The sequence below is a fragment of the Bradyrhizobium sp. MI1.11 genome (assembly GCF_055811255.1).
Genome location: NZ_JBVVPM010000036.1, coordinates 49,685 through 72,270 on the forward strand (window position 1 = coordinate 49,685; position 22,586 = coordinate 72,270).

The window sequence follows — 22,586 nt, forward strand, 5'->3', positions numbered from 1 at the left end:
CACCGCAAGGATTCGGGCCGGGCGATCCCCTCCGCACGCCCCAAATCGGCCAAGTGACCGGTCAAGAGCGCCCCAAGACGCCGCCAGTATGGCCTTATCGTGACCACGGACCGCGACCGCGGCCGGGTTCTCACGCGAACGTGCGTCGCAGGGCCAAGGTCACGCAATATTGGTCGCCCTTGGGCCTTGGTCACCTGGATCGTGGCTTGCGGACCCCGCCTACATCGCCTCGTAGTTCGGACCGCCGCCGCCCTCGGGGGGAACCCAGGTGATGTTGCCGTTGGGGTCCTTCACGTCGCAGGTTTTGCAGTGAACGCAGTTTTGGGCATTGATCTGGAAGCGCGGGCCGGAACCTTCCTCGATCCACTCATAGACGCCGGCCGGGCAATAGCGATTCGAGGGACCTGCAAACACGTCGTGCTCGGACGTCTTCTGGAGGTTCATGTCCGTGACCTTGAGATGGACCGGCTGGTCCTCCTCATGATTGGTATTGGACAGGAATACCGAGGAGAGCTTGTCGAAGGAAATCTTGCCGTCAGGCTTCGGGTAGGTTCTCGGCGCGTGGGTCTTGGCCGGATCGAGCGTCGCGCGATCGGGCTTCGCGTGCGACTGGGTGCCAAACAGGGACCCGCCGAACAGCGTGTTGCACCACATGTCGAAGCCGCCGAGCGCAACGCCGAGCACTGTGCCGAACTTCGACCACAGCGGCTTGACGTTGCGGACCAGGAACAAATCCTTGCCGACCGAGGAGGAGCGCCAGGTGTTCTCGTAATCGACGATCTCGTCATTGGCGCGATCGGCGGCAATGGCGGACGCAACGTGCTCGGCGGCGAGCATGCCCGTGCCCATCGCGTTGTGCACGCCCTTGATCCGGGGAACGTTGACGAAGCCGGCCGCGCAGCCGATCAGGGCGCCGCCGGGGAAGCTGAGTTTCGGGACCGACTGATAGCCGCCCTCGGTGATGGCGCGCGCGCCATAGGCGAGCCGCTTGGCACCTTCGAAGGTGGAGCGGATCGACGGATGGGTCTTGAAACGCTGAAACTCGTCGAACGGTGACAGATACGGGTCGTCGTAGTTGAGATGCACGACGAAGCCGACGGCAACGAGGTTGTCGTCGTAGTGATAGAGGAACGAGCCACCGCCGGTCTTCAGATCGAGCGGCCAGCCGAACGAATGCTGGATCATGCCCTTCTGGTGCTTGGCGGGATCGATCTGCCAGACTTCCTTGAGCCCGATGCCAAATTTCGCCGGCTCGCTCGTGGTATCCAGCGCGAACTTCGCGATGAGCTGTTTGGTCAGGCTGCCGCGCGCGCCTTCCGCGAACAGCGTGTACTTGCCGAGCAATTCCATGCCACGGGTAAAGGAGTCCTTCGGCTTGCCGTCCCGGCCGATGCCCATGTCGCCGGTGGCAATGCCCTTCACCGCGCCCTGCTCGTCATAGAGCACCTCGGCCGCGGCAAAGCCCGGATAGATCTCGACGCCGAGGGCCTCTGCCTTGCGCGCCAGCCAGCGGCAGACATTGCCAAGCGAGCCGATATAGCAGTGATGATTGTCCATCAGCGGCGGCATGATGAAGTTAGGCAGCCTGATCGCGCTGCCGCCCGTCATCCAGTAGAAGCGATCGTCCTTCACCTGGGTCTTCAGAGGACAATCGGAATCCTCGCGCCAGTCCGGGATCAGCTTGTCGAGCCCGGCCGGGTCGATCACGGCGCCGGAGAGAATATGCGCACCGACCTCGGAGCCCTTCTCCACAACGACGACATTGAGATCGGCATTGATCTGCTTCAGCCGGATCGCTGCAGCCAGGCCCGAGGGGCCGGCGCCGACGATGACGACGTCGAATTCCATGGATTCGCGCGGGGGAAGTTCTTCGGTGCTCATCTGATCTCAGCCCTTGAGACGGTCCTTGGTCGATTGCGCCCTCTTGTTTCCGATTTTTCCGGGTAGGACAACCTCGGAAATGCGTTTCGCCGGGGTGCAAGGCGCCCCAAACTGGACTAATAGTCAGACTTTCCAATGATCCCAGAACCCGCACCCACGGTCCGAGAGCTTCTCGCCTTCTATCTGGAGGCTGGAGTCGATTGCACGCTCGCGGAGGAACCGATCGACCGCCTGGCGGAATTGGATGCTCCACCTCCGGCTCCGCGCGCGCCACCTCCGGTCGAGGCCCCACGGCCGGTCGCCGCGCCCGCGGTGTTGCGCGGCGAGGCTGCGCCCGCGCCCGACGTCGCAATCGCCTCGGCGCGCGAGGCCGCACGCACCGCGCCGACCTTGGAGGCGTTGCGCGAGCTGATGCAGAGCTTTGACGGCTGCGCGCTGAAGCACACCGCGACACGCTTGGTTTTCGCCGACGGTAATCCGCAGGCGCGCATCATGTTCGTCGGCGAGGCACCGGGCCGCGACGAGGACATCGAGGGGCTGCCCTTCGTCGGGCGCAGCGGCAAGCTGCTCGATTTGATGATAGGAGCCATAGGCCTCAACCGCACCACGGCCTACATCGCCAACGTGATCCCCTGGCGGCCGCCCGGCAACCGCACGCCGACGCCGCAGGAGACGCAAATCTGCCTGCCCTTCATCCAGCGCCAGATCGAGCTGGTGAATCCGGATGTGCTGGTGACGCTCGGCAATCCCTCGACGCAGACGCTGCTGTCGACCCGCGAAGGCATCATGCGCACCCGCGGCCGCTGGTTCGACTACGAGACGGGCGCGCGCACCATCCGCGCGCTGCCGACCTTCCACCCCGCCTATCTGCTGCGCTCGCCGTCGTACAAGCGGCTGGCCTGGCAGGATCTGCGCGCGATCGCGAAGGTGCTGGCGGGCGCGTGAGGAGTCGTACGACCTCTCTCCGTCATTGCGAGCGCAGCGAGGCAATCCAGAATCTTTCCGCGGACTCTGGATTGCGTCGTCGCAAGCGCTCCTCGCAATGACGAGGGAAAGAGCGAGCGACTAAGTCCCCTTCGGCCGCACGATGGCCCAGCCGATACGCAGGAGTTGCTGGCGTCCGGTCACCAGCCATTCGAAGGCGCGCGGGACTTCCGGGACGATGCCGGGAAAGCGCGCGAGGATGTCCGGCGGCGGAGTGCCGCCGGTATCAGAGGCGCGCCAGACCACGACGCCGCCGGTCTCGCTGAACTTGGCCTGATTGATCCAAGGCGTCCGCGCGGGCTCGGCATCGATGAAGAGATGCGGCCGGCCGGAATGCAGCGTGATCAGGCTCGCAAGCTGGGTCTCGCCGGCGACCGCGCGCAGGCGATGATTGGTGCGACGGGCAAAGCTCTCGTCGAAGAAGTCCGAAATCGCGCGCGCCGGCATCGAGGTCGCGATCTCGTTGGCACCGGTCCACGGCAGGAGCAGGACGGCGAGCACGACGCCGATTGCGGGCGCGATGACGGCGGCCGCCCAGACCATCCGCAGCATCCTCGCGCGGCGCATCGCGATGAGATCGCCGGCCCCCACGACCACGGCAAGCCCCGACAACACCAGCACGACGCCGGCGCCGCCGACGACGGCGTCGAGGCCCAGCAGGCCGGAGATCAGCACCGCGCCGAGTGGCGGCGCCAGCGCGAAGAAATAGACGAAGTTGCGCGCGAGCGGCTCGACCGGCGGGCGGTAGATGATCGGCGCCTCCTCGCTCTTGGGAACAAACAGGCCGGTGTTGAGGACCGTCAGCGCCGGGATCGCCGCCGCACCGAGCAGGAGCCCCCCGAGCAGCCAGGCCGCGTGCAGCGCGCGGGCATTGAGCTGGGCGACCTCAGGCAAGGCCGGCAGGACGAGCACCTCGGCGCGCATCAGCCAGACGGCATAGGGCAATGCCAGCACGGCGACGACCACCAGCGCAAACAGTGGGTCGAATGCGCGCAGCGTGTGGCGGCCGTCCGCGGTTGCGAGCGCGAAGACGACGATCAGCAGCAAGAAGAAGATCGCAGCCGGCGTCGTCAGCAGCAGGAGGCCGGCCTCGATCGACCAGGCGAACCAGGCGTTGCCACGGCGCTGTCCGATGATCTGCCAGGAATGCAGCAGCAGCAGCGCCCAGAGCGGCCGCGCCAGCACCAGGGGGCCGAAGTCGAGTGCGGGCGAGGAGAAGGCCAGCAGCGTCATGGTCAGCAGCACGGCCAGCACTGCCTGCTGGGGACCGACCACCGCGCGGGACAGATGATAGAGCGCGATGAAGGTCGCGACCCCACAGAGCTCCGCCAGGACGTAGACGCCGAACACGTGGCCGCCGGCAGCGCGATAGGCGATGTCGGCGAGCCAGACCGGCAAGGGCGGGCCTAAATCAGTGCCGACCTGGTATTCGCGGCCGAAGGCCAGCAGAGTCGCGAGGCTGCCGGGCGGGCTGCGATAAAACACCAGCGCCACGAACAGCCACATCGCGGCCTGGAGCAGCACGGCGATCCAGACGATCAGCCGCGGCCGCGCGCGAATGAGCTCGATGACCAGGGAGGTAAACCGCATGTAACGTCCGAAAGATGCAGCCAACCCGTGAAGCCGGCCCTATTCGCTCACGACTATTTTGATAGAGGGCGCGGCGCGTCGTGGCAACCGAGTCTCGTCTAGAGATTTGCCGACGCGTCGACTTCCAGGCTCGTGTCCACCTGCAGCTCGATCTCGGTCACCGCAAACAGATCCTGTGCCGGCTCGACCGTCCAGGGCATGTGCTTGGCGCGGGCGGCGGCGACGGGGGCGAAGAAGCTGCGGTGGTGGACGGTGGGACCGAGGCGGTTGAGCGCGTCGAGGTGCTCGGGCACAGCGTAGCCCTTGTGCTGCTCGAAACCGTAGCCGGGACAGTCCTGAGCCAACGCGCACATCAGGCGGTCCCGCGTCACCTTGGCGATGATCGAGGCCGCTGCGATCGACAGGACGATGCCGTCGCCGCCGATCACGGCCTCGCAATCGCATTCAGTGTCGAGCCGGTCGCGGCCGTCTACGAAGACGTGCCGGGGCTGCTCGGGCAGCGCCACCACGGCGCGCTTCAGCGCCCACAGCGAGGCGCGCAGGATGTTGTCGCGGTCGATGCGGGAGCGCGAGGCGACGGCCACCGAGACCTGGGCGGTCGCGCAGATCTTGTCGAACAGTCTTTCGCGCTGCTCGGCCGTCAGGCGCTTGGAATCATCGATGCCGCGCGGGATGCGGTCGGGATCGAGAATCACCGCCGCCGCCACCACAGGACCCGCCAGCGGCCCGCGGCCGGCCTCATCGCAGCCCGCCACCGGCCAGACGCCGCGCTTCATCAGCGCGCGCTCGCGGCGGAAGCTTGGGGCGACGATGATGGCGCTCTTTGTGCCGGCCAGCGCCTTGGCGATTTTTTTGGGCGCAGCTTTCTTGTTTTCAGGCGCAGCCTTCTTGGGCGCACCTTTGGCCGGCTTCTTGGCGGACTGATCCCGAATCATGGCGGGGATCGTGCGCAAGCGGCACGGCCTGCGCAACCGGGAACCTCGGACAATTCCCGCTATTCAAGATTCAAGTCAGCCGCCCTATTCCGCCAGATGCACCCGCCGGTCCTCGCCGACGTCGATGCCGGGTGCGACCACGACTTCCCATGGATGGCCATCAGGATCGGCGAAATAGCCGGAATAGCCGCCGTAATCGGTCTCATGCGCGGCCTTCAGCAGCGCGGCTCCCTTGCCGATGGCGAAAGCCAGCACCGCATCCACCTCCTCACGCGCGCGGCAGTTCCAAGCGAGCGTCATGCCGCGGAACGTCGATGGCCTCGGATGATCCGGCAATCTGGCGTCGACCGCGAGCTGGTCCCAGGGAAACAGCGCGAGCACCGGACCGCCGGTGTCATAGAACGCAACGGCCTCACCGGTCACCTTGAGCCGGCGCGAAAACCCGAGCGCGTCGTAAAAGGCAATGCTGGCGCGGATGTCATTCACGCCCAGCGTGATGACGGTGAGCCGCGGGATTGGAGCTGGCAGTTCCTGGCTCATACGACGCCTCTCCCACTTCGTCCCTCAGAACAGGCTGAGCTGATCGCCGTTCCGCTTCGGCTTGGCAAAATGATCCGTCGTCAGCTTGGAGCGCCGCTTGTTCAGCCCGAGCCTGTCGCAGGCGATCTCGAAGCGGCGGCCGATGGTCCAGGCCATCGGACCGGTGCCCTTCATGCGCTCGCCCCATTTCGCGTCGTAGTCGCGGCCGCCGCGCATGTCGCGGATCAGCGTGAAGACGTGGCGATAGCGGTCCGGATAGTTCGCCATCAGCCATTCCCGAAAGAGATCGCGCACCTCGAGCGGCAACCGCAGCAACACGTAGGAGGCTTCCTTGACGCCGGCATGAGCGGCGGCGTCCAGGATGCGCTCGATCTCGGAATCGTTCAGCGCGGGGATGACGGGGGCGACCATGACGGTGGTCGGAATGCCGGCCTCGGAAAGCTGCTTCAGCGCCTCCAGCCGCTTCGGCGGCGTGGACGCCCGCGGCTCCATGGTGCGCGCCAATTTCGGATCGAGCGAGGTCACGGAGATCCCGACCTTGGCGAGGTTGCGCTTGGCCATGCGCGCGAGAATGTCGATGTCGCGGGTCACCAGCGCCGACTTGGTGACGATACCGACGGGATGGCCGGCGCGCTCCAGCACCTCCAGAATGCCGCGCATGATTTTGCGCTCGCGTTCGATCGGCTGATAGGGATCGGTGTTGGTGCCGATCGCGATCATCCGCGGCTCGTAGCCCGGCGCTGCAAGCTCCTTCTCGAGCAGCGCCGGCGCCTCGGGCTTCACGAACAGCTTCGACTCGAAGTCGAGCCCCGGCGACAGGCCGAGATAGGCATGGGTCGGCCGCGCGAAGCAATAAACGCAGCCGTGCTCGCAGCCGCGGTAGGGATTGATCGAACGATCGAAGCCGATGTCGGGAGAATCGTTGCGGGTAATCACCTTGCGCGAGGTGTCGATCCCGACCGTGGTCTTGAACGGAGGCAGTTCTTCAAGGCTTTGCCAGCCATCGTCGAATGCGACGCGCGCCTCGGCCTCGAACCGGCCGCTGGCGTTGGACTGCGCGCCCCGGCCTCGCCTGCGCTGGCGGTCGATGGCGACCGCCAGCTCAGGGAAGTCAGAAGGCGCAACCGCCGGCTCGGAGGGCGCCGTGACCGGCGGGTGCTTGAGAGCATGAGAGGATGCTGGACTCATGAAGCCAAGATAGCACGCCAAAGGAACAAATCAAGAACACAAACGAAAAACGTGAAAACAACCCCATGCACAGTAGAGCTGCCCAAACTTCGCGCGCCCGCTTTTGACCTCACGCAACAGTGGCGTCACGGCGATCCCGTTTGATGCTGCCGAAGGATCGATCTCGCCGGAACTCGGTTGGTGACGATCCCGGGTGAAGGTCGGCAGGAACATGACAAATCAACAACAATTGGCCGCAGCGAGCAGCGACCTCGATCTGCTCGACCGCTACTGGCGCGCCGCGAACTATCTCTCCGTCGGGCAGATCTACCTGCTCGACAATCCGCTGCTGCGCGAGCCGTTACGGCCCGAGCACATCAAGCCGCGTTTGCTCGGCCATTGGGGCACGACGCCCGGGTTGAACTTCATTTACGCCCATCTCAACCGCGTCATCCGCGCGCTGGACCTGAGCGTGATCTATGTCTGCGGTCCCGGCCACGGCGGCCCCGGCATGGTCGCCAACACCTATCTCGAAGGCAGCTACAGCGAGATCTATCCCGATATCGCGCGCGATGCCGACGGATTGCGCAAGCTGTTCAGACAGTTCTCCTTCCCCGGCGGCATCCCGAGTCACGCGGCGCCGGAAACGCCCGGTTCGATCCACGAAGGCGGCGAGCTCGGCTACGCGCTGGTGCATGCCTATGGCGCGGCCTTCGACAATCCCGACCTGATCGTCGCCTGTGTCGTCGGCGACGGCGAGGCCGAGACCGGCCCGCTCGCCGCGTCCTGGCACTCCAACAAGTTCCTCAATCCTGCCCATGACGGTGCGGTGCTGCCGATCCTGCATCTCAACGGTTACAAGATTGCCAATCCGACCGTGCTCGGGCGGATGCGCGACGACGAGATCCGCAATCTGTTCCGCGGGCTCGGCCACGAGCCGCTGTTCGTCGAGGGCGACGATCCCAAGCCGATGCATCAGGCCATGGCGGACGCGCTGGATGTCGCGTTCGCCAGCATCCGGTCGATCCAGCAGCACGCCCGCGACGGCCGCAAGAGCATCGAACGCCCGCGCTGGCCGATGATCGTGCTGCGCAGCCCGAAGGGCTGGACCGGCCCCAAGGAAGTCGACGGCAAGAAGGTCGAAGGTTTTTGGCGGGCGCATCAGGTGCCGGTCGCGAACTGCCGCGAGAATCCGGCGCATCTGAAGATTCTCGAAGACTGGATGCGCAGCTACGAGCCGGAAAAGCTGTTCGACGCCAACGGCGCGCTGATTGCCGAGCTCCAGGCGCTCGCGCCCGAAGGCAATCGCCGCATGGGTGCCAATCCGCACGCCAATGGCGGCCTTCTGAAGAAGGAGCTGAAGCTGCCGGACTTCCGCAGCTTCGCCGTCGAGGTAACTCAGCCGGGCGGCGTCGTGGCGGAGGCAACCCGCGAGCTCGGGAAATTCCTGCGCGACGTCATCCGCCTCAACGCCGAGGCCCGCAACTTCCGCATCATGGGTCCGGACGAGACCGCGTCAAACCGGCTCGATGCGGCGTTCGAGGCCACGGAACGCGTCTGGATGGAGCCGACAAAACCTTACGACGTGCATCTCGCCCAGGACGGACGCGTGATGGAAGTCCTGAGCGAGCATCTCTGCCAGGGCTGGTTAGAGGGCTATCTGCTCACGGGCCGGCACGGCTTCTTCTCCTGCTACGAGGCGTTCATCCACATCGTGGATTCCATGTTCAACCAGCACGCCAAATGGCTGAAGGTGACCCGGCATCTGCCGTGGCGGCGACCGATCGCCTCGCTCAACTATCTGCTCACCTCGCATGTCTGGCGTCAGGACCACAACGGCTTCAGCCATCAGGATCCCGGTTTCGTCGATCTCGTCGCCAACAAGAAGGCCGACATCGTCCGCATCTACTTCCCGCCGGACGCCAACACGCTGCTGTGGATCGCCGATCACTGCCTGCGCACCTATGACCGCGTCAACGTCATCGTCGCCGGCAAGCAGCCGGCGCCGCAATGGCTGTCGATGCAGGAGGCGGCCACGCATTGCGACGCCGGCATCGGCATCTGGAGCTGGGCCGGCACGGAAGACGCGAATGGCGAGCCCGATGTCGTGATGGCCTGCGCCGGCGACGTGCCGACACTGGAAACACTCGCCGCCGTCGACCTGCTGCGCAAGGCGCTGCCCGAGCTGAAGATCCGCGTCGTCAACGTCGTCGACCTCATGACGCTGCAACCCAGGGAGCAGCACCCGCACGGTTTGTCCGACCGCGACTTCGACGGCCTGTTCACGCGCGACAAGCCGGTGATCTTCGCCTATCACGGCTATCCCTATCTGATCCACCGGCTGACCTATAACCGCACCAACCACGCCGGCATGCACGTCCGCGGCTTTGCCGAGGAAGGCACCACGACGACGCCGTTCGACATGGTCGTGCTCAACGAGCTCGACCGCTATCACCTCGCGATCGAGGCGATCGAGCGCGTGCCGGGACTGGCCACCAAGGCGGCGCAGGTGAAGCAGCAATTCCGCGACAAGCTGATCGAGCATTCGCGCTATGTGCGCGAATACGGCGAGGACATGCCGGAAATCCAGGAATGGGTCTGGCAGAACAGCGCCGGCGGCAACACGCCGGCGCAGGCAGGCGACTGACAGCAGCCATGTCGAACACGGTACTCGTTTTCAACTCGGGATCGTCGAGCGTCAAATTCGGCCTGTTCGAGATCTCGGCGGCCGAGCCCACCCTGCTCTGCAAGGGCCTGCTCGACGAGCACGAGACGAAGCCGCGGCTCGTCGTGAAGGGCCCCGCGGGCGAGGACCTGTTCGAGAAACGGAGGAAAGCATCGGATGCGGACAGCGATCATCTGTTCGCCGACGTGCTCGGCTTCATCGAGGATCGTTTCGGGGACCATCGCTTGCGCGCTGTCGGCCACCGCGTCGTCCATGGCGGTCTAGACTATTCCGCTCCGGTCGAGCTGACGGACGATATCACCGCAAAGCTGGAAGCGCTGACGCCGCTGGCGCCGCTGCACCAGCCGCGCTGCCTGGCGCCAGTCCGCACCATCACGGCGATAAGGCCCGACCTGACGCAGATCGCCTGCTTCGACACCGCTTTCCACCACGGCATTGCGCCGCCCGCCAGCCGCTTCGCCATTCCGAGACGTTATGAAGAGCGCGGCGTTCGGCGCTACGGATTTCATGGCCTCTCGTTCGAATATGTCGCGGGACGGCTCGCCCGAATCGCGCCGCAACTCGTGGCGAAGCGCACTGTGATCGCGCATCTCGGCAACGGCGCGAGCCTGTGCGGCTTGCGGGACGGCCGCAGCATCGACACCACGATGGGACTGACGCCGCTCGACGGACTGGTGATGGGCACGCGCTGCGGCAGGATCGACCCGGGCGTACTGCTCTATCTGCAACAGCACGAGAAGATGTCGGTCGAAGACGTCCAGCACCTGCTCTATCACGAATCGGGCCTGCTCGGCGTCTCCCGCATCGCTTCGGATATGCGCACGCTGCTTGCGAGCAGCGAAGCTGCGGCACGGGAGGCGGTCGAGCTCTTCACCTTCCGCGCCGCGCAGGAGGTGGCGGCGATGGCGACAACGCTTGCCGGGCTGGACTGCCTGATCTTCACCGGCGGCATCGGCGAACACGCCGGGGAAATCCGCAGCGCGATCGGTGAGCGTCTCGACTGGCTCGGTGTGCGCATCGATGCCGCTGCGAATGAGGCGGCGCGCGAGCGCATCAACGATGGCGATAGCGCAGTCGATGTCTTCGTCATTCCAACGAATGAGGAACTGATGATCGCGCGGCATTGTGCGGCGGTGCTGCGGGCCGTCAGCTCGTGATCAACGGCGTACGTCGGCGTCGCTTCCCTTCGCCCGTTGCGGGAGAAGGTGGCGCGAAGCGCCGGATGAGGGGTTCTTTGGTCGCTCACGTATGCATGTGAGTATGCGGAGACATACCCCTCACCCCTGTAAGTTTGTGTCTCCTTGCGGGGCTGCCCTCTCCCGCAAGGGGGCGCGGGCGCAGTCACGAGCATCTCGCTCGCGGGATAAATTGATCCAGCGGCCCGCGCGTTCTAATGCGTCCCCGACCAAATCTGGAAACACCCGATCGCGACCTCGATCACGATCAGCACCACCACGGCGATTTCGAGGCGGAGCGAGCGCTGGGTATCGATGATGTCGGTAAGTGCGTTGGCGGTCGCGGACACGGCGGCGAGCTTGCGCTCGAGCGTGTCCAGGCGCTCCTTCAGTTCGTACTCGTCTTCAAGGCGGGCATAGAGCCGGTCGAGTTCGGGTTTCTCCCAGAGCACGTCGGGTTTCTCGGCCACCGCAACACGGCCGGCGACGCGCTGCTGGACGAGAAGCGCATTGCCGATCAATTGCAAGATGCCCTTGCGCCGGGGCGGCGTGCGGCCCTGCTCGGCGAGCTTGCGCGCAAATGGCTCGATCACGTCGAAGACGGCGGCGACGCGGCGCTCGTCACGTGCGAGCGAAGTGCTCTTGGCAAGCGCGTCCGCGATCAGCAGCAGCCGGTCGTCGGAGAATTTGGCGAGACAGATCGGGCCGCCCGGCTGGATAGCCTCGGCGCTTTCGTCCTTGCAGAGTTGCGCATGCGCGATCTCCTCCTCGTAGGGGCTGAACTCGCCGATCACGCGGGGCTTCAGGCTGTCGATCAGCACTTTCTCCTCCGAAGGGAGGAGACCGATCAGCACCACGACGCCGTAGCGGAAGATGACCGCAAGGCCGGCATGGACGCGGAAGGCGGCCGGCATCGAGGAGACTGTCGCGCCCATTTCGAGTCCGGAGGGATTGATGCGTTCACCCAGCATCACGGCGCGGATCCGCAAGGTCGGCGCGCCGTCCGGCCTGGGAGATGTTGCCGGCGAGTTAACAGCAAGTTGATCGGCGTTCATTCAAAGCCTCGTCAGCAGCACCATTGCACGGTTTTTCCCGTTCTCCCGCTATCGCATCCTCCTCTTGCAGGATTTACGAACGGCCGGCGCGCCTCGCAATGTTGCGGTTCGTCTCCGGACTAATACGGACAGGACAGGCTTGGGGCGACACATTCGGCAATATCGCCGCCCCGTACGGGACACATTTGGATGCGACAGCTGCAGCGGTTTACCATCGTATACCCGAAGCGCGGCCGGAAAGTTGCTCGGCAGCGCCACATGTTTTATGACGCCCTCATAATGAGCTACGCTTCTCCCGAAGTGTGGACACTGAAGCCTCAATCATGCTGAGCGTCATCATTCCGACCGAAGGCGTCGAGCAGACGGCGGTCGCCACTCTGGCCGCGCTGGTACCCGGTGCCGCCGCAGGCATCATCCGGGAAGTGCTCCTGGTCGACGGCACCCGCAATGGCGTCATCGAGCGCGTTGCCGACGTCGCGGGCTGCCGTTTCATCGGCTTCGAAGGATCCACGCAAGGCGCTGCGCTCGCCGCCGGCGCACTCCAGGCCCGTTCGTCCTGGCTGATGTTCCTCCCTGCGGGCGCTGTGCTGGAAACCGGCTGGATCGAGGAAACCACCCAGTTCATCCAGTCCGTCTCGACCAGCGGCCGGGATCGTGCGGCCGTCTTCCGCTATGCCCGCTCGCCCTACGCCGATGCCGGCTTCCGCGATATTCTCTGGGCCCTGATGCGCAAGCTCGTCGGTCCCTTCGGCGATCAGGGACTTTTGATCGCGCGTGATCACTACGACCGCATCGGCGGCTACGCGCCCCAAGCCCGCCGCTCCGAGGCGCGGCTGCTGCGGCGGCTCGGCCGCTCGTCGCGGATCATGCTGCGCAGTCGGATCGTCATGGTCGGCTAACACTCTCGATACTTGCCAAAGTCAAATAATTGTTTGACAATGGCAAGTATCAAGGTGACCCATGTCATTTAACGGTACCGACGACCACATCGCAGCGGTCCGCGCCTTCAACCGCTTTTACACCCGCAAACTTGGCGTGCTCGACCAGCACCTTGGAAAGAGCCCGTTCTCGCTCAGCGAGGCCCGCGTGCTCTACGAGCTCGCACAACGGGACGACCTTGCCGCCAAGGAGATCGGCAACGAGCTTGGCCTCGACCCCGGCTATCTCAGCCGCATAGTCCAAAGCTTCGACGAAAAGGGCCTGATCACCCGCAGGCCCCTGCCCGCGGATCGCAGGCAATACCAGCTGAGCCTCACCGCCAAAGGGCGCCAGGCCTTTGCCAAGCTGAACCTGGGCTCGCAAAATGAGGTCGCCGCTATGCTGGCTCAGCTTTCGGCCAGCGATGCAACGCGGCTCACGCAGGCTATGGCGACCATCGAGGCTGTGCTGGAGCGTCGAAGCCAGCCCGCGGCTTTCATGCTGCGCAGCCATCGCGCCGGCGACATGGGCTGGGTCATCTCCCGGCAGGCCGCCGCCTATGCGGCCGACTACAACTGGGATATCAGCTACGAGGCCCTGGTCGCCGAGATCTGCGCACAGTTCATCAAGAACTATGACCCCGCGCGCGAGCACTGCTGGATTGCGGAAGTGGATGGCGAGCCGGTCGGCTCGATCTTTCTGGTCAAGGCCACGGACGAGATTGCCAAGCTGCGGCTGTTGCAGGTGGAAAAGAAGGCGCGGGGACTCGGTGTCGGCCGCGCGCTGGTCCAGCAATGTATCCAGGGTGCGCGCGAGAGGGGCTACAGCAAGATGACGCTGTGGACGCAAAGCATCCTGGTCGCCGCGCGTGGCATCTATCAAAGTGCAGGCTTCAAGCTCGTGAAGGAAGAGAAGCACCACAGCTTCGGTGTCGATCTGATCGGCGAGACCTGGGAGCGGGATCTCTGACTATTTCGCAACGAGCGAGATGCGCATGAATGCGCCCTCGTCCCTTGCGGGAGAGGGCAGCGACGCTGGTAGACACAAGCCCACTTGGGTGAGGGGTTTGCTTCGGCACATTCCGTGCCGATAGATACCCCTCATCCGGCGCCATAGCCGAAGCTTCGCTTCGGCGTTCTTTAAGAACGGCGGCCCAAGGCGGCCTATGCCACCTTCCCCCACAAGGGGGGAAGGGAAGAATGGCGCGCCAACGCGGACCCCTACACCGTCGCGCCCTGGGCCTTCGGCCGACGCAGATGCTCGTCCAGCCGCGGCATGATCTCGACGAAATTGCAGGGACGCGTGCGGTAATCGAGCTGGGCTTTGAGGATGCCGTCCCAGCCGTCGCGGCAGGCACCGGGCGAACCTGGGAGGCAGAAGATGTAGGTTGCGCCCGCGACGCCGGCCGTGGCGCGGCTCTGGATCGTCGACGTGCCGATCTTGGCGTGGCTCAGCATGTGGAATGCGATCGAGAAACCGTCCATGCGCTTCTCGAACAAGGGCTCGATCGCCTCCGGCGTGACGTCGCGCCCGGTGAAGCCGGTGCCGCCGGTGGTGATGACGACGTCGACGCCTGCGTCTGCAATCCAGCGGCGGATGACGGTGCGGATCGCCTCGACGTCGTCGGTGACGATCTCGCGCGCGGCGAGATGATGGCCGGCCGCGGTGAGACGGTCGGCCAAGGTCTGGCCGGATTTGTCATCCGCGAGCACGCGCGTGTCGGACACGGTGAGCACTGCGATGTTGAGCGGGACGAATTGTTTTGTTTCGTCGATGGAGGTCATTGTACTTCCTCTCGTGTCCCGGACGCGATGCAGCGCGTCAGCGGTGCGTCGCAGAGCCGGGACCCATGCTCGTGAAGAGGCGCCGGCGTTATGGGCCCCGGCTCAGCAGCGCAGCGTTACATGCTGCGCTGCGTCCGGGGGCACGAAACCGTCAGCCTACTGTCCGCCACCAAACGTGTTGCAGGCCTGGACGGTGCCCTGCTGGTAGCCGGTCATGAACCACTGTTTGCGTTGCGCCGCCGAGCCGTGGGTGAAGGAATCGGGCACGACGCGGCCTGTGGACTGGCGCTGCAGCGTGTCGTCGCCGATCGCGCTCGCCGTGGTGAGTGCGGCGTCGATGTCGCCCGGCTCCAGGAAGTTCGGCCGCTTCTTCGCCTCGCGATTGACCCAGACACCGGACAGGCAGTCGGCCTGCAATTCGACCTTCACCTGGAGCGCATTCGACTCCGCCTTGCTGCCGGCCTGCTGCTGCAGGCGCGTCACGCGTGGAATGATGCCGAGCAGGTTCTGGATGTGATGGCCAGCCTCATGGGCGATGATGTAGGCGGTGGTGAAGTTACAAGCGGACTTGCCGGAGCAGCCGCGAAAACGCGTCTCGACCTCGCGGAAGAAACCGGTGTCGAGGAAGATGGTCTTGTCCGGCGGGCAATAGAACGGTCCCATCGCCGACTCGGCCCGGCCGCAACGCCCGCCATTGGTGACGTTGCGGAACAGCACGACCTTCGGACCGGTAAAGGACTGGCCCGAGGCCTGGAAGATCTCGCTCCAGCGATCGTCGATCTCGCCGAGGATGCCGGAGATCATGCTGCCCATCTCGTCGGTCGGCGCGCCGCGCTTGGCGTTGGACGACGACTGGCGATCGGTCTGGTAGGACGGCGCCTGGCCGCCGCCGGTGAGGATCTCGGCGCCGCCGATCAGGATGCGCGGATCGATGCCGAAGGCGTAGCCGACCAAGCCGAGCACGATGATGGTGCCGATCCCGAGCCCGCCGCCGCCCATGGGGAGGCCGAACCCGCCTCCTCCACCGCCCCCGCCACCATCGTCGCGACGATCCTCGATGTCGTCGCTGCGGCGGAAATCATCGTAGCGCATGGCGGCTTCCCTCGGTCCTGGCTGGCATCAATTGGGCGCAAAGGCGGCAAAGCTCAACGCACCATGCACGTAAAATTTCCATTGCGTTAATCAATATCCCGCTCGGCAATTATTGCCTAGTGCGACAGCATGGCAATGCCAGCAATTTTTTCCGGGCATCGAGCAATTTTTTCCGAGAGGAATTTCGAGTCTTTTTGCGCTCCGATCACAGCCGCAACGCGAAGAAACGCGAAATACACTGCAAAACACGGCGAATACGCGGAGCGAACCGCGTGCGAGGCGCGATGCGAGGGCTGCTTACGAAAGCGGCGGGTTAAGTCGATTTTTACTTTGCCGCTTCAATGTAACGGTCAGTCGGTTGTTTGGTCCCGCGTCGCCGACAGCGTCGCCTGAGTCAGAGTTCTTGAGTCATGGTAGAGTCGCGTCGCGGGGCGTCTGCAAGGGCGCCCCGCACAAATTTTGAGTCTCCTTCGCACAGCATCGTCCTCGGCGATTGCGTCGCAGAGATGTCGAAGCTTCAGGCTGGTTCGGTGGACCTGGTGTTCGCCGATCCACCCTACAATCTTCAGCTCAAGGGCGATCTCAAGCGCCCCGACGAATCCCATGTCGATGCGGTCGACGACGACTGGGACAAGTTCGATTCGTTCTCCGCCTATGACGATTTCACCCGCGCCTGGCTGCTCGCCGCCCGCCGCGCGATGAAGCCGTCGGCGACGATCTGGGTGATCGGCTCCTATCACAACATCTTCCGCGTCGGCGCGATCATGCAGGATCTCGGCTTCTGGCTCCTGAACGACATCGTCTGGCGCAAGACCAATCCGATGCCGAATTTCCGCGGCCGCCGTTTCACCAACGCACACGAAACCATGATCTGGGCCGCGCGCGACGAGAAGGCCAAGGGCTACACGTTCAACTACGAGGCGCTGAAGGCCGCCAACGAGGACGTGCAGGCACGGTCCGACTGGCTGATCCCGCTCTGCACCGGCGAGGAGCGCCTCAAGGGCGCCGACGGCAAGAAAGTGCACCCGACGCAGAAGCCGGAAGGCCTGCTCGCGCGCGTGCTGCTGTCGTCCTCCAAACCCGGCGACCTCGTGATCGATCCCTTCAACGGCACCGGTACCACCGGCGCGGTCGCCAAGCGCCTCGGCCGCTCCTATATCGGCTTCGAGCGCGACAAGACCTATGCGAAAGCGGCACAAGCGCGCATCGCCGCGGTCGAGCCGTTGCCGGAGGCAAGCCTCGCCCCGTTCATGACGGCGCGCGAAGCGCCGCGGGTTGCGTTCTCGGAATTGATCGAGCGCGGCATGATCATGCCCGGCACCAAGCTGTTCGACGCCAAGAAGAAGCTCGGCGCGCTGGTCCGCGCCGACGGCGCCATCATGTTCGGCGACAAGGTCGGCTCCATTCACCGCATGGGCGCGGTGGCGCAAGGCGCGCAAGCCTGCAACGGATGGACCTTCTGGCACATCGAGACCAAGAAGGGTCTCAAGCTGATCGACGAGCTCCGCGCCGAGATCCGCGCCGGCATGGCGGCGGGGTAGCCTTCCCGTGATGTTGTAGGGTGGGCAAAGCGAAGCGTGCCCACCATTCTCGCCGCGATGTTCGGTGAGCACGGCGCTTTGCGCCTTTGCCCACCCTACGGCGTCTTGAATGACGCGACGGCCGGGACTAGATTGACTGTCTACGCCCCGTCTTGACCGGTCGAGCCATGCGACGACAGTCCGAGACATTGCTGCTGGTGCCGCTGCTTCCGATCTTTCTGGTCGGCATGTTTCCGATGTTCCTGATTGCGCTGCTGGGATTTTTCGGCCTCGCCTTGTTCGGCGTGCTCGTGGTCTGTGTCGGGCTCGCCAGCAGCAACGAGGCCCATGACAGTTTCAATCACGACGTCATCGTTCACGGCTATGCGCGCGGATCGGAGCGCGCGGCGCGGGCCTCCGACATGCATATCGCCACGCGGATCGGGCTGCGCCTCGAGGCTGTGGGCGCGGCCATGGTCATTACGGCGGCGATCGGCCTTTGTTACGCCGGCTGATCTGCGTCGCGCGCAGATACCGCCCGGCAAACTCGCCGGTTGCCCTCCCCGACAAGGTTCAGGCAAGACAAGGCCGCTTGCGGACATGTTGCTGCCTCCACTCTCGGCCAACAAACACAGGGGAGATGCCCGATGCTCAAATTCTATTTTAACGGTTCGCCGAACCCGACCAAGGTCGCGCTTTATCTCGAAGAGGCCGGCCTGCCCTTCGAGCCGGTGAAGATCGACACCCGCAAGGGCGAGCAGTTCACGCCGGACTATCTGAAGATCAATCCGAACGGCAAGGTGCCGGCGATCGATGACAACGGCACCATCGTGTTCGATTCCAACGCCATTCTGCTCTATCTGGCCGAGAAGACCGGCAAATTCCTGCCCGCCGCCAATGTTCGCGGTGAGATGCTGTCATGGCTGATGTTCGTCGCCACCGGCGTCGGGCCGTATTCGGGCCAGGCCGTGCACTTCAAGCATTTTGCGCCGAAAGACCAGAACCACGACTACGCGCATAACCGCTACCAGTTCGAGACCGATCGCCATTACAAGATTCTCGACGGTCACCTCAAAGGTCGCCGCTACATGGTCGGCGACAACTATTCGATCGTCGACATGGCGCTGTGGGGTTGGGCGCGGATGGTGCCATTCAAGCTTGGCGACGACGCCTTCGCGCGATATCCGGACGTGAAGCGGCTGGTGGACGAGATCTCGGCCCGGCCCGCGGCGACGCGCGCGATCGCGCTGAAGGACAAGTTCACGTTCAAGGCGGAGATGGACGACGAGGCCCGCAGCAACATGTTCAAGCACATGACGACGAAAGTCGCCTGATCGCACCACGTCACAATGCGAGGCCACGCGCATGCGCGTGGCCTTTTGCTTTTCATGCTCAGGCGGCGTGGACCGAGTTCAGGAAGTTGGCGACTTCCTGCTTCAAGCGGTTGCTGTCGGCCGACAGCGAGCGTGCCGCCGAAAGCACCTGCGAAGAGGCCGAGCCGGTCTCGGAAGCGCCGCGCTGCACGTCGCCGATGTTGGACGACACAAGCTGCGTGCCCTGGGCCGCCTGCTGGACGTTGCGGGAGATCTCCTGCGTCGCCGCACCCTGCTCCTCCACGGCGGCGGCAACCGTCGACGAGATCTCCGACAGCCGCTCGATGGTGCCGCTGATTTCCCTGATCGAGCCGACCGACTCCTCCGTCGCGGCCTGGATGCCCGAGACCTGCTGGGCGATCTCACCGGTGGCCCTCGCGGTCTGCTCCGCGAGCGCCTTGACCTCCGAGGCGACCACGGCAAAGCCGCGGCCGGCTTCACCCGCGCGTGCCGCCTCGATGGTAGCATTCAGCGCCAGAAGGTTGGTCTGGCCGGCGATGGTGCTGATCAGCTCGACCACGTCGCCGATGCGGGCTGCAGCCTTGGAGAGCTCGCTGACGCGCGCGTTGGTCTTGCTCACCTGACCGACGGCTTCGCCCGCGATGCGCGCGGATTCCTGCACCTGGCGCGCGATCTCCGTCACCGAGGAGGACAATTCCTCGGTCGCGGAGGCGACCGCCTGCACATTGGCCGAGGCTTCCTGGGAGGCGGATTGCACTTCGGTGGAGAGATCCTGCGCGCGCCTCGCGGTCGCGGTCAGGGTGCCGGCCGAGCCCTCGAGCTCCTGCGATGCCGAGGATACGGTATCGACGATCTCGCCCACCGCCTGCTCGAACTGGCTGGCGAGCCGGGCCATGTCGGCCTTGCGGCCCTCGGCCTGCCGAGCCTCGGTTGCGGTCTGCTCATGGCGCAGCCTTTCGGTCTCGATCATGTTGGTCTTGAAGACGTCGATCGCCTTGGCCATATCGCCGATCTCGTCGGCCTTGCCGCGCGAGGGGATCTCGACGGCGAGATTGCCCCCGGCAAGCAGCCCCATTGCGCGCGTCATCGAGGTCAGCGGCCCCACGATGCTGCGGGCGGTCAGGAAGGCGACGATCAGTCCGAACAGGACGGCGAGGCCGCCCGCGATCTCCTGTAGCGAGGTCGTGCCGTCGATCACAGCATCGGCCGCCATGCGCGAATCGTTGTAATCCGCCTTCAAGGTGGTTTCCGTGACCTTGAGCTTGGCGATGCTCGCGGAGATGAGCGGTGCGAGATCCTTGTGGTAGATCTCGTCGGACCGCAGCATCGCGGCGGAGGTCGTTTCGAACGCGGCTTTGTAGATACCGAGCGCGGTCTTCACAGGCGTCAGAGACGACCGAAGGTCCGCCGCCTGCGGGCTCCTTTCGACGGCTGCCAGCCGCTGTACCGCCCTGTCGACATTGGTTCTGAAGGCGGTGGGGCCGTTGGTGTCGCGCAGAGCGAGGAAGCGCCAGTTCGCGATTCGAACCAACAGAACCCGGGACTCGAGGTCCGCGACGAGCGACACCGTGTCGTCGTCGGCGGCGGCGCGGGCCACATCGACCAGCTTGGCCATCTTGACGGTCAGCTCTTCGCCACTTGGCAACAGAGTCGCCTTGCCGGTCCGCGCCTCGTTGACGGCGTCGCCGAGACTGTCACGCAGGCTTTTCATTTTGGCGATGTCGGCGATCAGATCGTTGTAGAGCTTCCGCCGCTCCTCCGAGAGGGTGCCCTTTGCTCCGAGCTGCAACAGCCCGGTCGCCGCGGTCTCTCGCTCGGCAGCCTCCCGCATCGCAGGTTCGTTGGCATCGTAAATGTAGCGCAGATTGGCCCGCTGGATGGCCTGAAGATGGGTCGATATCTCCAGGATGCGCGCCGTGCTGTCCGACAATTTGGAGAGTTTTGCGACCTGATCCTGGACGGACCGCAAATTCCAGATGGCGACCACCGCCATCACAAGACCAACCGCCACCAAGGCCATGAAACCAGCGTACAGGCGTCCCCTGATCCGCAAACGAAAACTCGGCATTCCCACTGTCCACTCAGAAGCATGTGAATTCGGGCGGACGAACAACTCCGGCGATTTGTCGCGCCACCCCGGCAGCCGCGGGTCGCGTTGTTCGCGAACCACGCTGCACCGCGACACAATGGGCGACACTCGTTAATTGAACCTTCAAATTTTTCGCGCGCGCATGCGCCAGACGGCACAACATCTGCTGATTTTATCGGCAGGTGAGCAAGGTTTTGGCCCGAAGCCCGCAGCGGCATGCATGCCGCTGCAGTCTACCGGCCTGTGCGACCGACCGCCCCTCGCCGACCGCGGCGGACGGCACCGGTCGGCGGACGCGACGCCGCTCGATCCGCTCAGCTCGCGGCCCTCACGGCCGTTTGCGGAAACGGGCCGAGGGCCTTCTCGGTCAGCACCGAGTCGCAATATTCCCGGATCTCCTTGATCTTGCCGTCCTCGAGCCGAAACACGAGACAATAATCGTTGTCGTAGCGCACCCCCTCGGGCGTAACATTGTCGCCCTTTGCTTCGACGACGACGACATCGCCGTCGGCGATGAAGCGGTGGGCGACCGTCCGTGTCCGGTCGACAAGACGGGTCCGCACATAGCCGTGCAGGTCGTTGAGGATCGCCTGTTTGCCGGAAAAGGTGCGCGACCAGGAGTACTGGCCGGTCACGATCCATTTGGCGTCGTCGGCAAGACTTTCGGTGAACAAACCACGGTCGCGCGCAGCCGGATTGGGGCTGGCGGCGGCTGCAAAGATATCCTGCATCAGTTTCTTGTTGGCGCTCGCGTTCATGGCGGCATCTCCCTCGGTGAGAACACCGAGATCATCGCCGCCGGCTCTAAATTCTTCAAATCGATAGTGGATATGATATCTATTCGCCTCATGAATTTGAATTCGCTCGACCTCAATCTCCTGACCGCGCTCGACGCACTGCTGCGCGAGGCCAGCGTCAGCCGCGCCGCCTTGCGGATCGGGCTGTCGCAGCCGGCGGCCAGTCATGCGCTCCAGCGTCTGCGTGACATCCTTGGCGATCCGCTCCTGGTACGCACAGGCGCGCGGATGGAGCTGACGCCGCGGGCACAAGCCTTGCGCGCGCCGTTGGCGCAGGCGCTCGACCAGGTGCGCGGGCTGTTCGTATCGGATGAATTCGATGCGGCGCGCAGCGAGCGGCAATTCCGACTGATGATGCCGGACCTCGCGGTCGAGCTGTTGATGCCGCCCTTGATGGAAAAGGTGACGCAGGCCGCTCCCAACGTCCGGATCGACGTGGTGCCGTGGCGGGGACCGGCGATCTTCCACGCCGAGTTCGCCCGCACCATCGATCTCGTGATCTCGATCGGCAACGCCTTCAAGGGCTTTCATCGCCAGCTGCTCTACACCGACAGGGACGCGCTGGCAGTGCGGCGCGGCCATCCCATGGCTGCGAAGCTGAAACGGCGCGAGACGTTCCTGGCGGCGCGCCATGTCGGAGTAATTATCCGCGGCCAGCCCGAGGACCTGATCGACACCTGGCTGCGGACCAAGGGCATCGACCGGCACATCGCTCTCGTGGTCCCGGGTTATCTCGAAGCGCTGCACGTCGCTGCCCGCACCGACCTCGTCGCCTTCGTGCCGCGCCGGCTGATCGCGGCGCTGTCCAAGCAGCTCGGCCTCGTTACGGTGACGCCACCGCTCGACCCCGGGATCGACGAGCAGTTCATGTTCTACCCGACCCGCGCACAGATGGATCCCGGCTCGATCTGGCTCAGGCGGCTGATGCTGGAGACGGGACGGGAATTGGAGAAGCGGAAGGCTTCGTAGCAACCATTAAAGGCTAGGCGGCTTTTTCGATCCAGGGCGTGCCCCGTTGCACGACAGTATTGGCGTAGAT

Annotated in this window: 19 protein-coding genes; 9 read left to right on the forward strand and 10 right to left on the reverse strand. The window is 64.7% G+C overall.

Annotation, left to right across the window (positions count from 1 at the left end; all coding sequences use genetic code 11):
* Positions 1-219: 219 nt before the first annotated feature.
* Positions 220-1,881 carry an electron transfer flavoprotein-ubiquinone oxidoreductase gene (locus AC0L30_RS29145; RefSeq protein ID WP_219684688.1) on the reverse strand — a complete coding sequence of 554 codons (1,662 nt, stop codon included), beginning with the start codon at positions 1,879-1,881 and terminating at the stop codon, positions 220-222.
* Positions 1,882-2,016: 135 nt separating this feature from the next.
* Between AC0L30_RS29145 and AC0L30_RS29150 the strand changes: the two genes are divergently transcribed.
* A complete protein-coding gene (locus tag AC0L30_RS29150) occupies positions 2,017-2,826 on the forward strand; it encodes a uracil-DNA glycosylase (protein ID WP_473405780.1) in 810 nt (269 codons plus the stop codon).
* 120 nt (positions 2,827-2,946) lie between these two features.
* Here the strand turns inward: AC0L30_RS29150 and AC0L30_RS29155 are convergent, their stop codons facing one another.
* The 4 genes from AC0L30_RS29155 to AC0L30_RS29170 form a co-directional block, all read right to left on the reverse strand.
* Positions 2,947-4,455, reverse strand: a complete 1,509-nt coding sequence (locus AC0L30_RS29155) for a glycosyltransferase family 39 protein (RefSeq protein WP_473405781.1) — start codon at positions 4,453-4,455, stop codon at positions 2,947-2,949.
* 98 nt (positions 4,456-4,553) lie between these two features.
* Positions 4,554-5,390: a ribonuclease HII gene (locus tag AC0L30_RS29160; RefSeq protein WP_473405782.1), complete on the reverse strand. Its 837-nt coding sequence runs from the start codon at positions 5,388-5,390 to the stop codon at positions 4,554-4,556.
* 84 nt (positions 5,391-5,474) lie between these two features.
* Complete coding sequence (locus AC0L30_RS29165; RefSeq protein ID WP_007594979.1) at positions 5,475-5,930, reverse strand: VOC family protein; 456 nt, start codon at positions 5,928-5,930, stop codon at positions 5,475-5,477.
* Positions 5,931-5,954: 24 nt separating this feature from the next.
* Positions 5,955-7,118: a PA0069 family radical SAM protein gene (locus AC0L30_RS29170; protein WP_473405783.1), complete on the reverse strand. Its 1,164-nt coding sequence runs from the start codon at positions 7,116-7,118 to the stop codon at positions 5,955-5,957.
* A gap of 211 nt (positions 7,119-7,329) precedes the next feature.
* Between AC0L30_RS29170 and AC0L30_RS29175 the strand changes: the two genes are divergently transcribed.
* Both AC0L30_RS29175 and AC0L30_RS29180 read left to right on the forward strand, forming a co-directional pair.
* Positions 7,330-9,744 carry a phosphoketolase family protein gene (locus AC0L30_RS29175; RefSeq protein ID WP_473405784.1) on the forward strand — a complete coding sequence of 805 codons (2,415 nt, stop codon included), beginning with the start codon at positions 7,330-7,332 and terminating at the stop codon, positions 9,742-9,744.
* 8 nt (positions 9,745-9,752) lie between these two features.
* Entirely contained in the window at positions 9,753-10,940 is a 1,188-nt protein-coding gene (locus AC0L30_RS29180; protein ID WP_354127374.1) for an acetate/propionate family kinase, read from the forward strand.
* Between the two features lie 233 nt (positions 10,941-11,173).
* Here the strand turns inward: AC0L30_RS29180 and AC0L30_RS29185 are convergent, their stop codons facing one another.
* Entirely contained in the window at positions 11,174-12,013 is an 840-nt protein-coding gene (locus AC0L30_RS29185; RefSeq protein WP_007594984.1) for an RMD1 family protein, read from the reverse strand.
* A 323-nt stretch (positions 12,014-12,336) separates the two neighbouring features.
* On the opposite strand from AC0L30_RS29185, the gene AC0L30_RS29190 reads away from it, so the two are divergent.
* Together AC0L30_RS29190 and AC0L30_RS29195 are read left to right on the forward strand one after the other, a co-directional pair.
* Positions 12,337-12,912 carry a glycosyltransferase family protein gene (locus tag AC0L30_RS29190; protein WP_007594985.1) on the forward strand — a complete coding sequence of 192 codons (576 nt, stop codon included), beginning with the start codon at positions 12,337-12,339 and terminating at the stop codon, positions 12,910-12,912.
* Between the two features lie 61 nt (positions 12,913-12,973).
* On the forward strand, positions 12,974-13,900 hold the full coding sequence (locus AC0L30_RS29195; protein ID WP_007594986.1) for a bifunctional helix-turn-helix transcriptional regulator/GNAT family N-acetyltransferase: 927 nt from the start codon (positions 12,974-12,976) through the stop codon (positions 13,898-13,900).
* A gap of 251 nt (positions 13,901-14,151) precedes the next feature.
* On the opposite strand, the gene moaB is transcribed toward AC0L30_RS29195, so the two are convergent.
* Together moaB and ypfJ are read right to left on the reverse strand one after the other, a co-directional pair.
* Positions 14,152-14,715: a molybdenum cofactor biosynthesis protein B gene (gene moaB / locus AC0L30_RS29200; protein ID WP_007594989.1), complete on the reverse strand. Its 564-nt coding sequence runs from the start codon at positions 14,713-14,715 to the stop codon at positions 14,152-14,154.
* A gap of 156 nt (positions 14,716-14,871) precedes the next feature.
* The gene (gene ypfJ, locus AC0L30_RS29205; RefSeq protein WP_007594991.1) at positions 14,872-15,807 is read right to left on the reverse strand and encodes a KPN_02809 family neutral zinc metallopeptidase; all 936 of its coding nucleotides are present in this window, start codon (positions 15,805-15,807) and stop codon (positions 14,872-14,874) included.
* Between the two features lie 410 nt (positions 15,808-16,217).
* On the opposite strand from ypfJ, the gene AC0L30_RS29210 reads away from it, so the two are divergent.
* The 3 genes from AC0L30_RS29210 (at position 16,218) to AC0L30_RS29220 (ending at position 18,661) form a co-directional block, all read left to right on the forward strand.
* Complete coding sequence (locus AC0L30_RS29210; RefSeq protein WP_007607106.1) at positions 16,218-17,348, forward strand: site-specific DNA-methyltransferase; 1,131 nt, start codon at positions 16,218-16,220, stop codon at positions 17,346-17,348.
* Positions 17,349-17,515: 167 nt separating this feature from the next.
* Entirely contained in the window at positions 17,516-17,842 is a 327-nt protein-coding gene (locus AC0L30_RS29215; RefSeq protein WP_007594994.1) for a hypothetical protein, read from the forward strand.
* Between the two features lie 132 nt (positions 17,843-17,974).
* Entirely contained in the window at positions 17,975-18,661 is a 687-nt protein-coding gene (locus AC0L30_RS29220; protein ID WP_007594996.1) for a glutathione S-transferase family protein, read from the forward strand.
* 58 nt (positions 18,662-18,719) lie between these two features.
* Here the strand turns inward: AC0L30_RS29220 and AC0L30_RS29225 are convergent, their stop codons facing one another.
* On the reverse strand, positions 18,720-20,729 hold the full coding sequence (locus tag AC0L30_RS29225) for a HAMP domain-containing methyl-accepting chemotaxis protein (RefSeq protein WP_473405785.1): 2,010 nt from the start codon (positions 20,727-20,729) through the stop codon (positions 18,720-18,722).
* 335 nt (positions 20,730-21,064) lie between these two features.
* Positions 21,065-21,508 (reverse strand): nuclear transport factor 2 family protein, encoded by a 444-nt coding sequence (locus AC0L30_RS29230; protein WP_219684697.1) that lies wholly within the window; start codon positions 21,506-21,508, stop codon positions 21,065-21,067.
* Between the two features lie 90 nt (positions 21,509-21,598).
* Here AC0L30_RS29230 and AC0L30_RS29235 point away from each other — a divergent pair, with 90 nt between their 5' ends.
* On the forward strand, positions 21,599-22,516 hold the full coding sequence (locus AC0L30_RS29235; protein WP_473405786.1) for a LysR family transcriptional regulator: 918 nt from the start codon (positions 21,599-21,601) through the stop codon (positions 22,514-22,516).
* The last annotated feature ends 70 nt before the right edge of the window (positions 22,517-22,586 follow it).

Bases quoted from the DNA above. Each gene is read 5' to 3' on its own strand.
- AC0L30_RS29215 (WP_007594994.1), top strand. From the start codon at position 17,516: ATGCGACGACAGTCCGAGACATTGCTGCTGGTGCCGCTGCTTCCGATC.
- AC0L30_RS29220 (WP_007594996.1), top strand. From the start codon at position 17,975: ATGCTCAAATTCTATTTTAACGGTTCGCCGAACCCGACCAAGGTCGCG.
- AC0L30_RS29175 (WP_473405784.1), top strand. From the start codon at position 7,330: ATGACAAATCAACAACAATTGGCCGCAGCGAGCAGCGACCTCGATCTG.
- AC0L30_RS29160 (WP_473405782.1), bottom strand. From the start codon at position 5,390: ATGATTCGGGATCAGTCCGCCAAGAAGCCGGCCAAAGGTGCGCCCAAG.
- AC0L30_RS29180 (WP_354127374.1), top strand. From the start codon at position 9,753: ATGTCGAACACGGTACTCGTTTTCAACTCGGGATCGTCGAGCGTCAAA.
- moaB (WP_007594989.1), bottom strand. From the start codon at position 14,715: ATGACCTCCATCGACGAAACAAAACAATTCGTCCCGCTCAACATCGCA.
- AC0L30_RS29225 (WP_473405785.1), bottom strand. From the start codon at position 20,729: ATGCCGAGTTTTCGTTTGCGGATCAGGGGACGCCTGTACGCTGGTTTC.
- AC0L30_RS29170 (WP_473405783.1), bottom strand. From the start codon at position 7,118: ATGAGTCCAGCATCCTCTCATGCTCTCAAGCACCCGCCGGTCACGGCG.
- AC0L30_RS29185 (WP_007594984.1), bottom strand. From the start codon at position 12,013: ATGAACGCCGATCAACTTGCTGTTAACTCGCCGGCAACATCTCCCAGG.
- AC0L30_RS29165 (WP_007594979.1), bottom strand. From the start codon at position 5,930: ATGAGCCAGGAACTGCCAGCTCCAATCCCGCGGCTCACCGTCATCACG.
- AC0L30_RS29235 (WP_473405786.1), top strand. From the start codon at position 21,599: ATGAATTTGAATTCGCTCGACCTCAATCTCCTGACCGCGCTCGACGCA.
- AC0L30_RS29210 (WP_007607106.1), top strand. From the start codon at position 16,218: ATGGTAGAGTCGCGTCGCGGGGCGTCTGCAAGGGCGCCCCGCACAAAT.
- AC0L30_RS29230 (WP_219684697.1), bottom strand. From the start codon at position 21,508: ATGAACGCGAGCGCCAACAAGAAACTGATGCAGGATATCTTTGCAGCC.
- AC0L30_RS29195 (WP_007594986.1), top strand. From the start codon at position 12,974: ATGTCATTTAACGGTACCGACGACCACATCGCAGCGGTCCGCGCCTTC.
- AC0L30_RS29155 (WP_473405781.1), bottom strand. From the start codon at position 4,455: ATGCGGTTTACCTCCCTGGTCATCGAGCTCATTCGCGCGCGGCCGCGG.
- ypfJ (WP_007594991.1), bottom strand. From the start codon at position 15,807: ATGCGCTACGATGATTTCCGCCGCAGCGACGACATCGAGGATCGTCGC.
- AC0L30_RS29145 (WP_219684688.1), bottom strand. From the start codon at position 1,881: ATGAGCACCGAAGAACTTCCCCCGCGCGAATCCATGGAATTCGACGTC.
- AC0L30_RS29190 (WP_007594985.1), top strand. From the start codon at position 12,337: ATGCTGAGCGTCATCATTCCGACCGAAGGCGTCGAGCAGACGGCGGTC.
- AC0L30_RS29150 (WP_473405780.1), top strand. From the start codon at position 2,017: ATGATCCCAGAACCCGCACCCACGGTCCGAGAGCTTCTCGCCTTCTAT.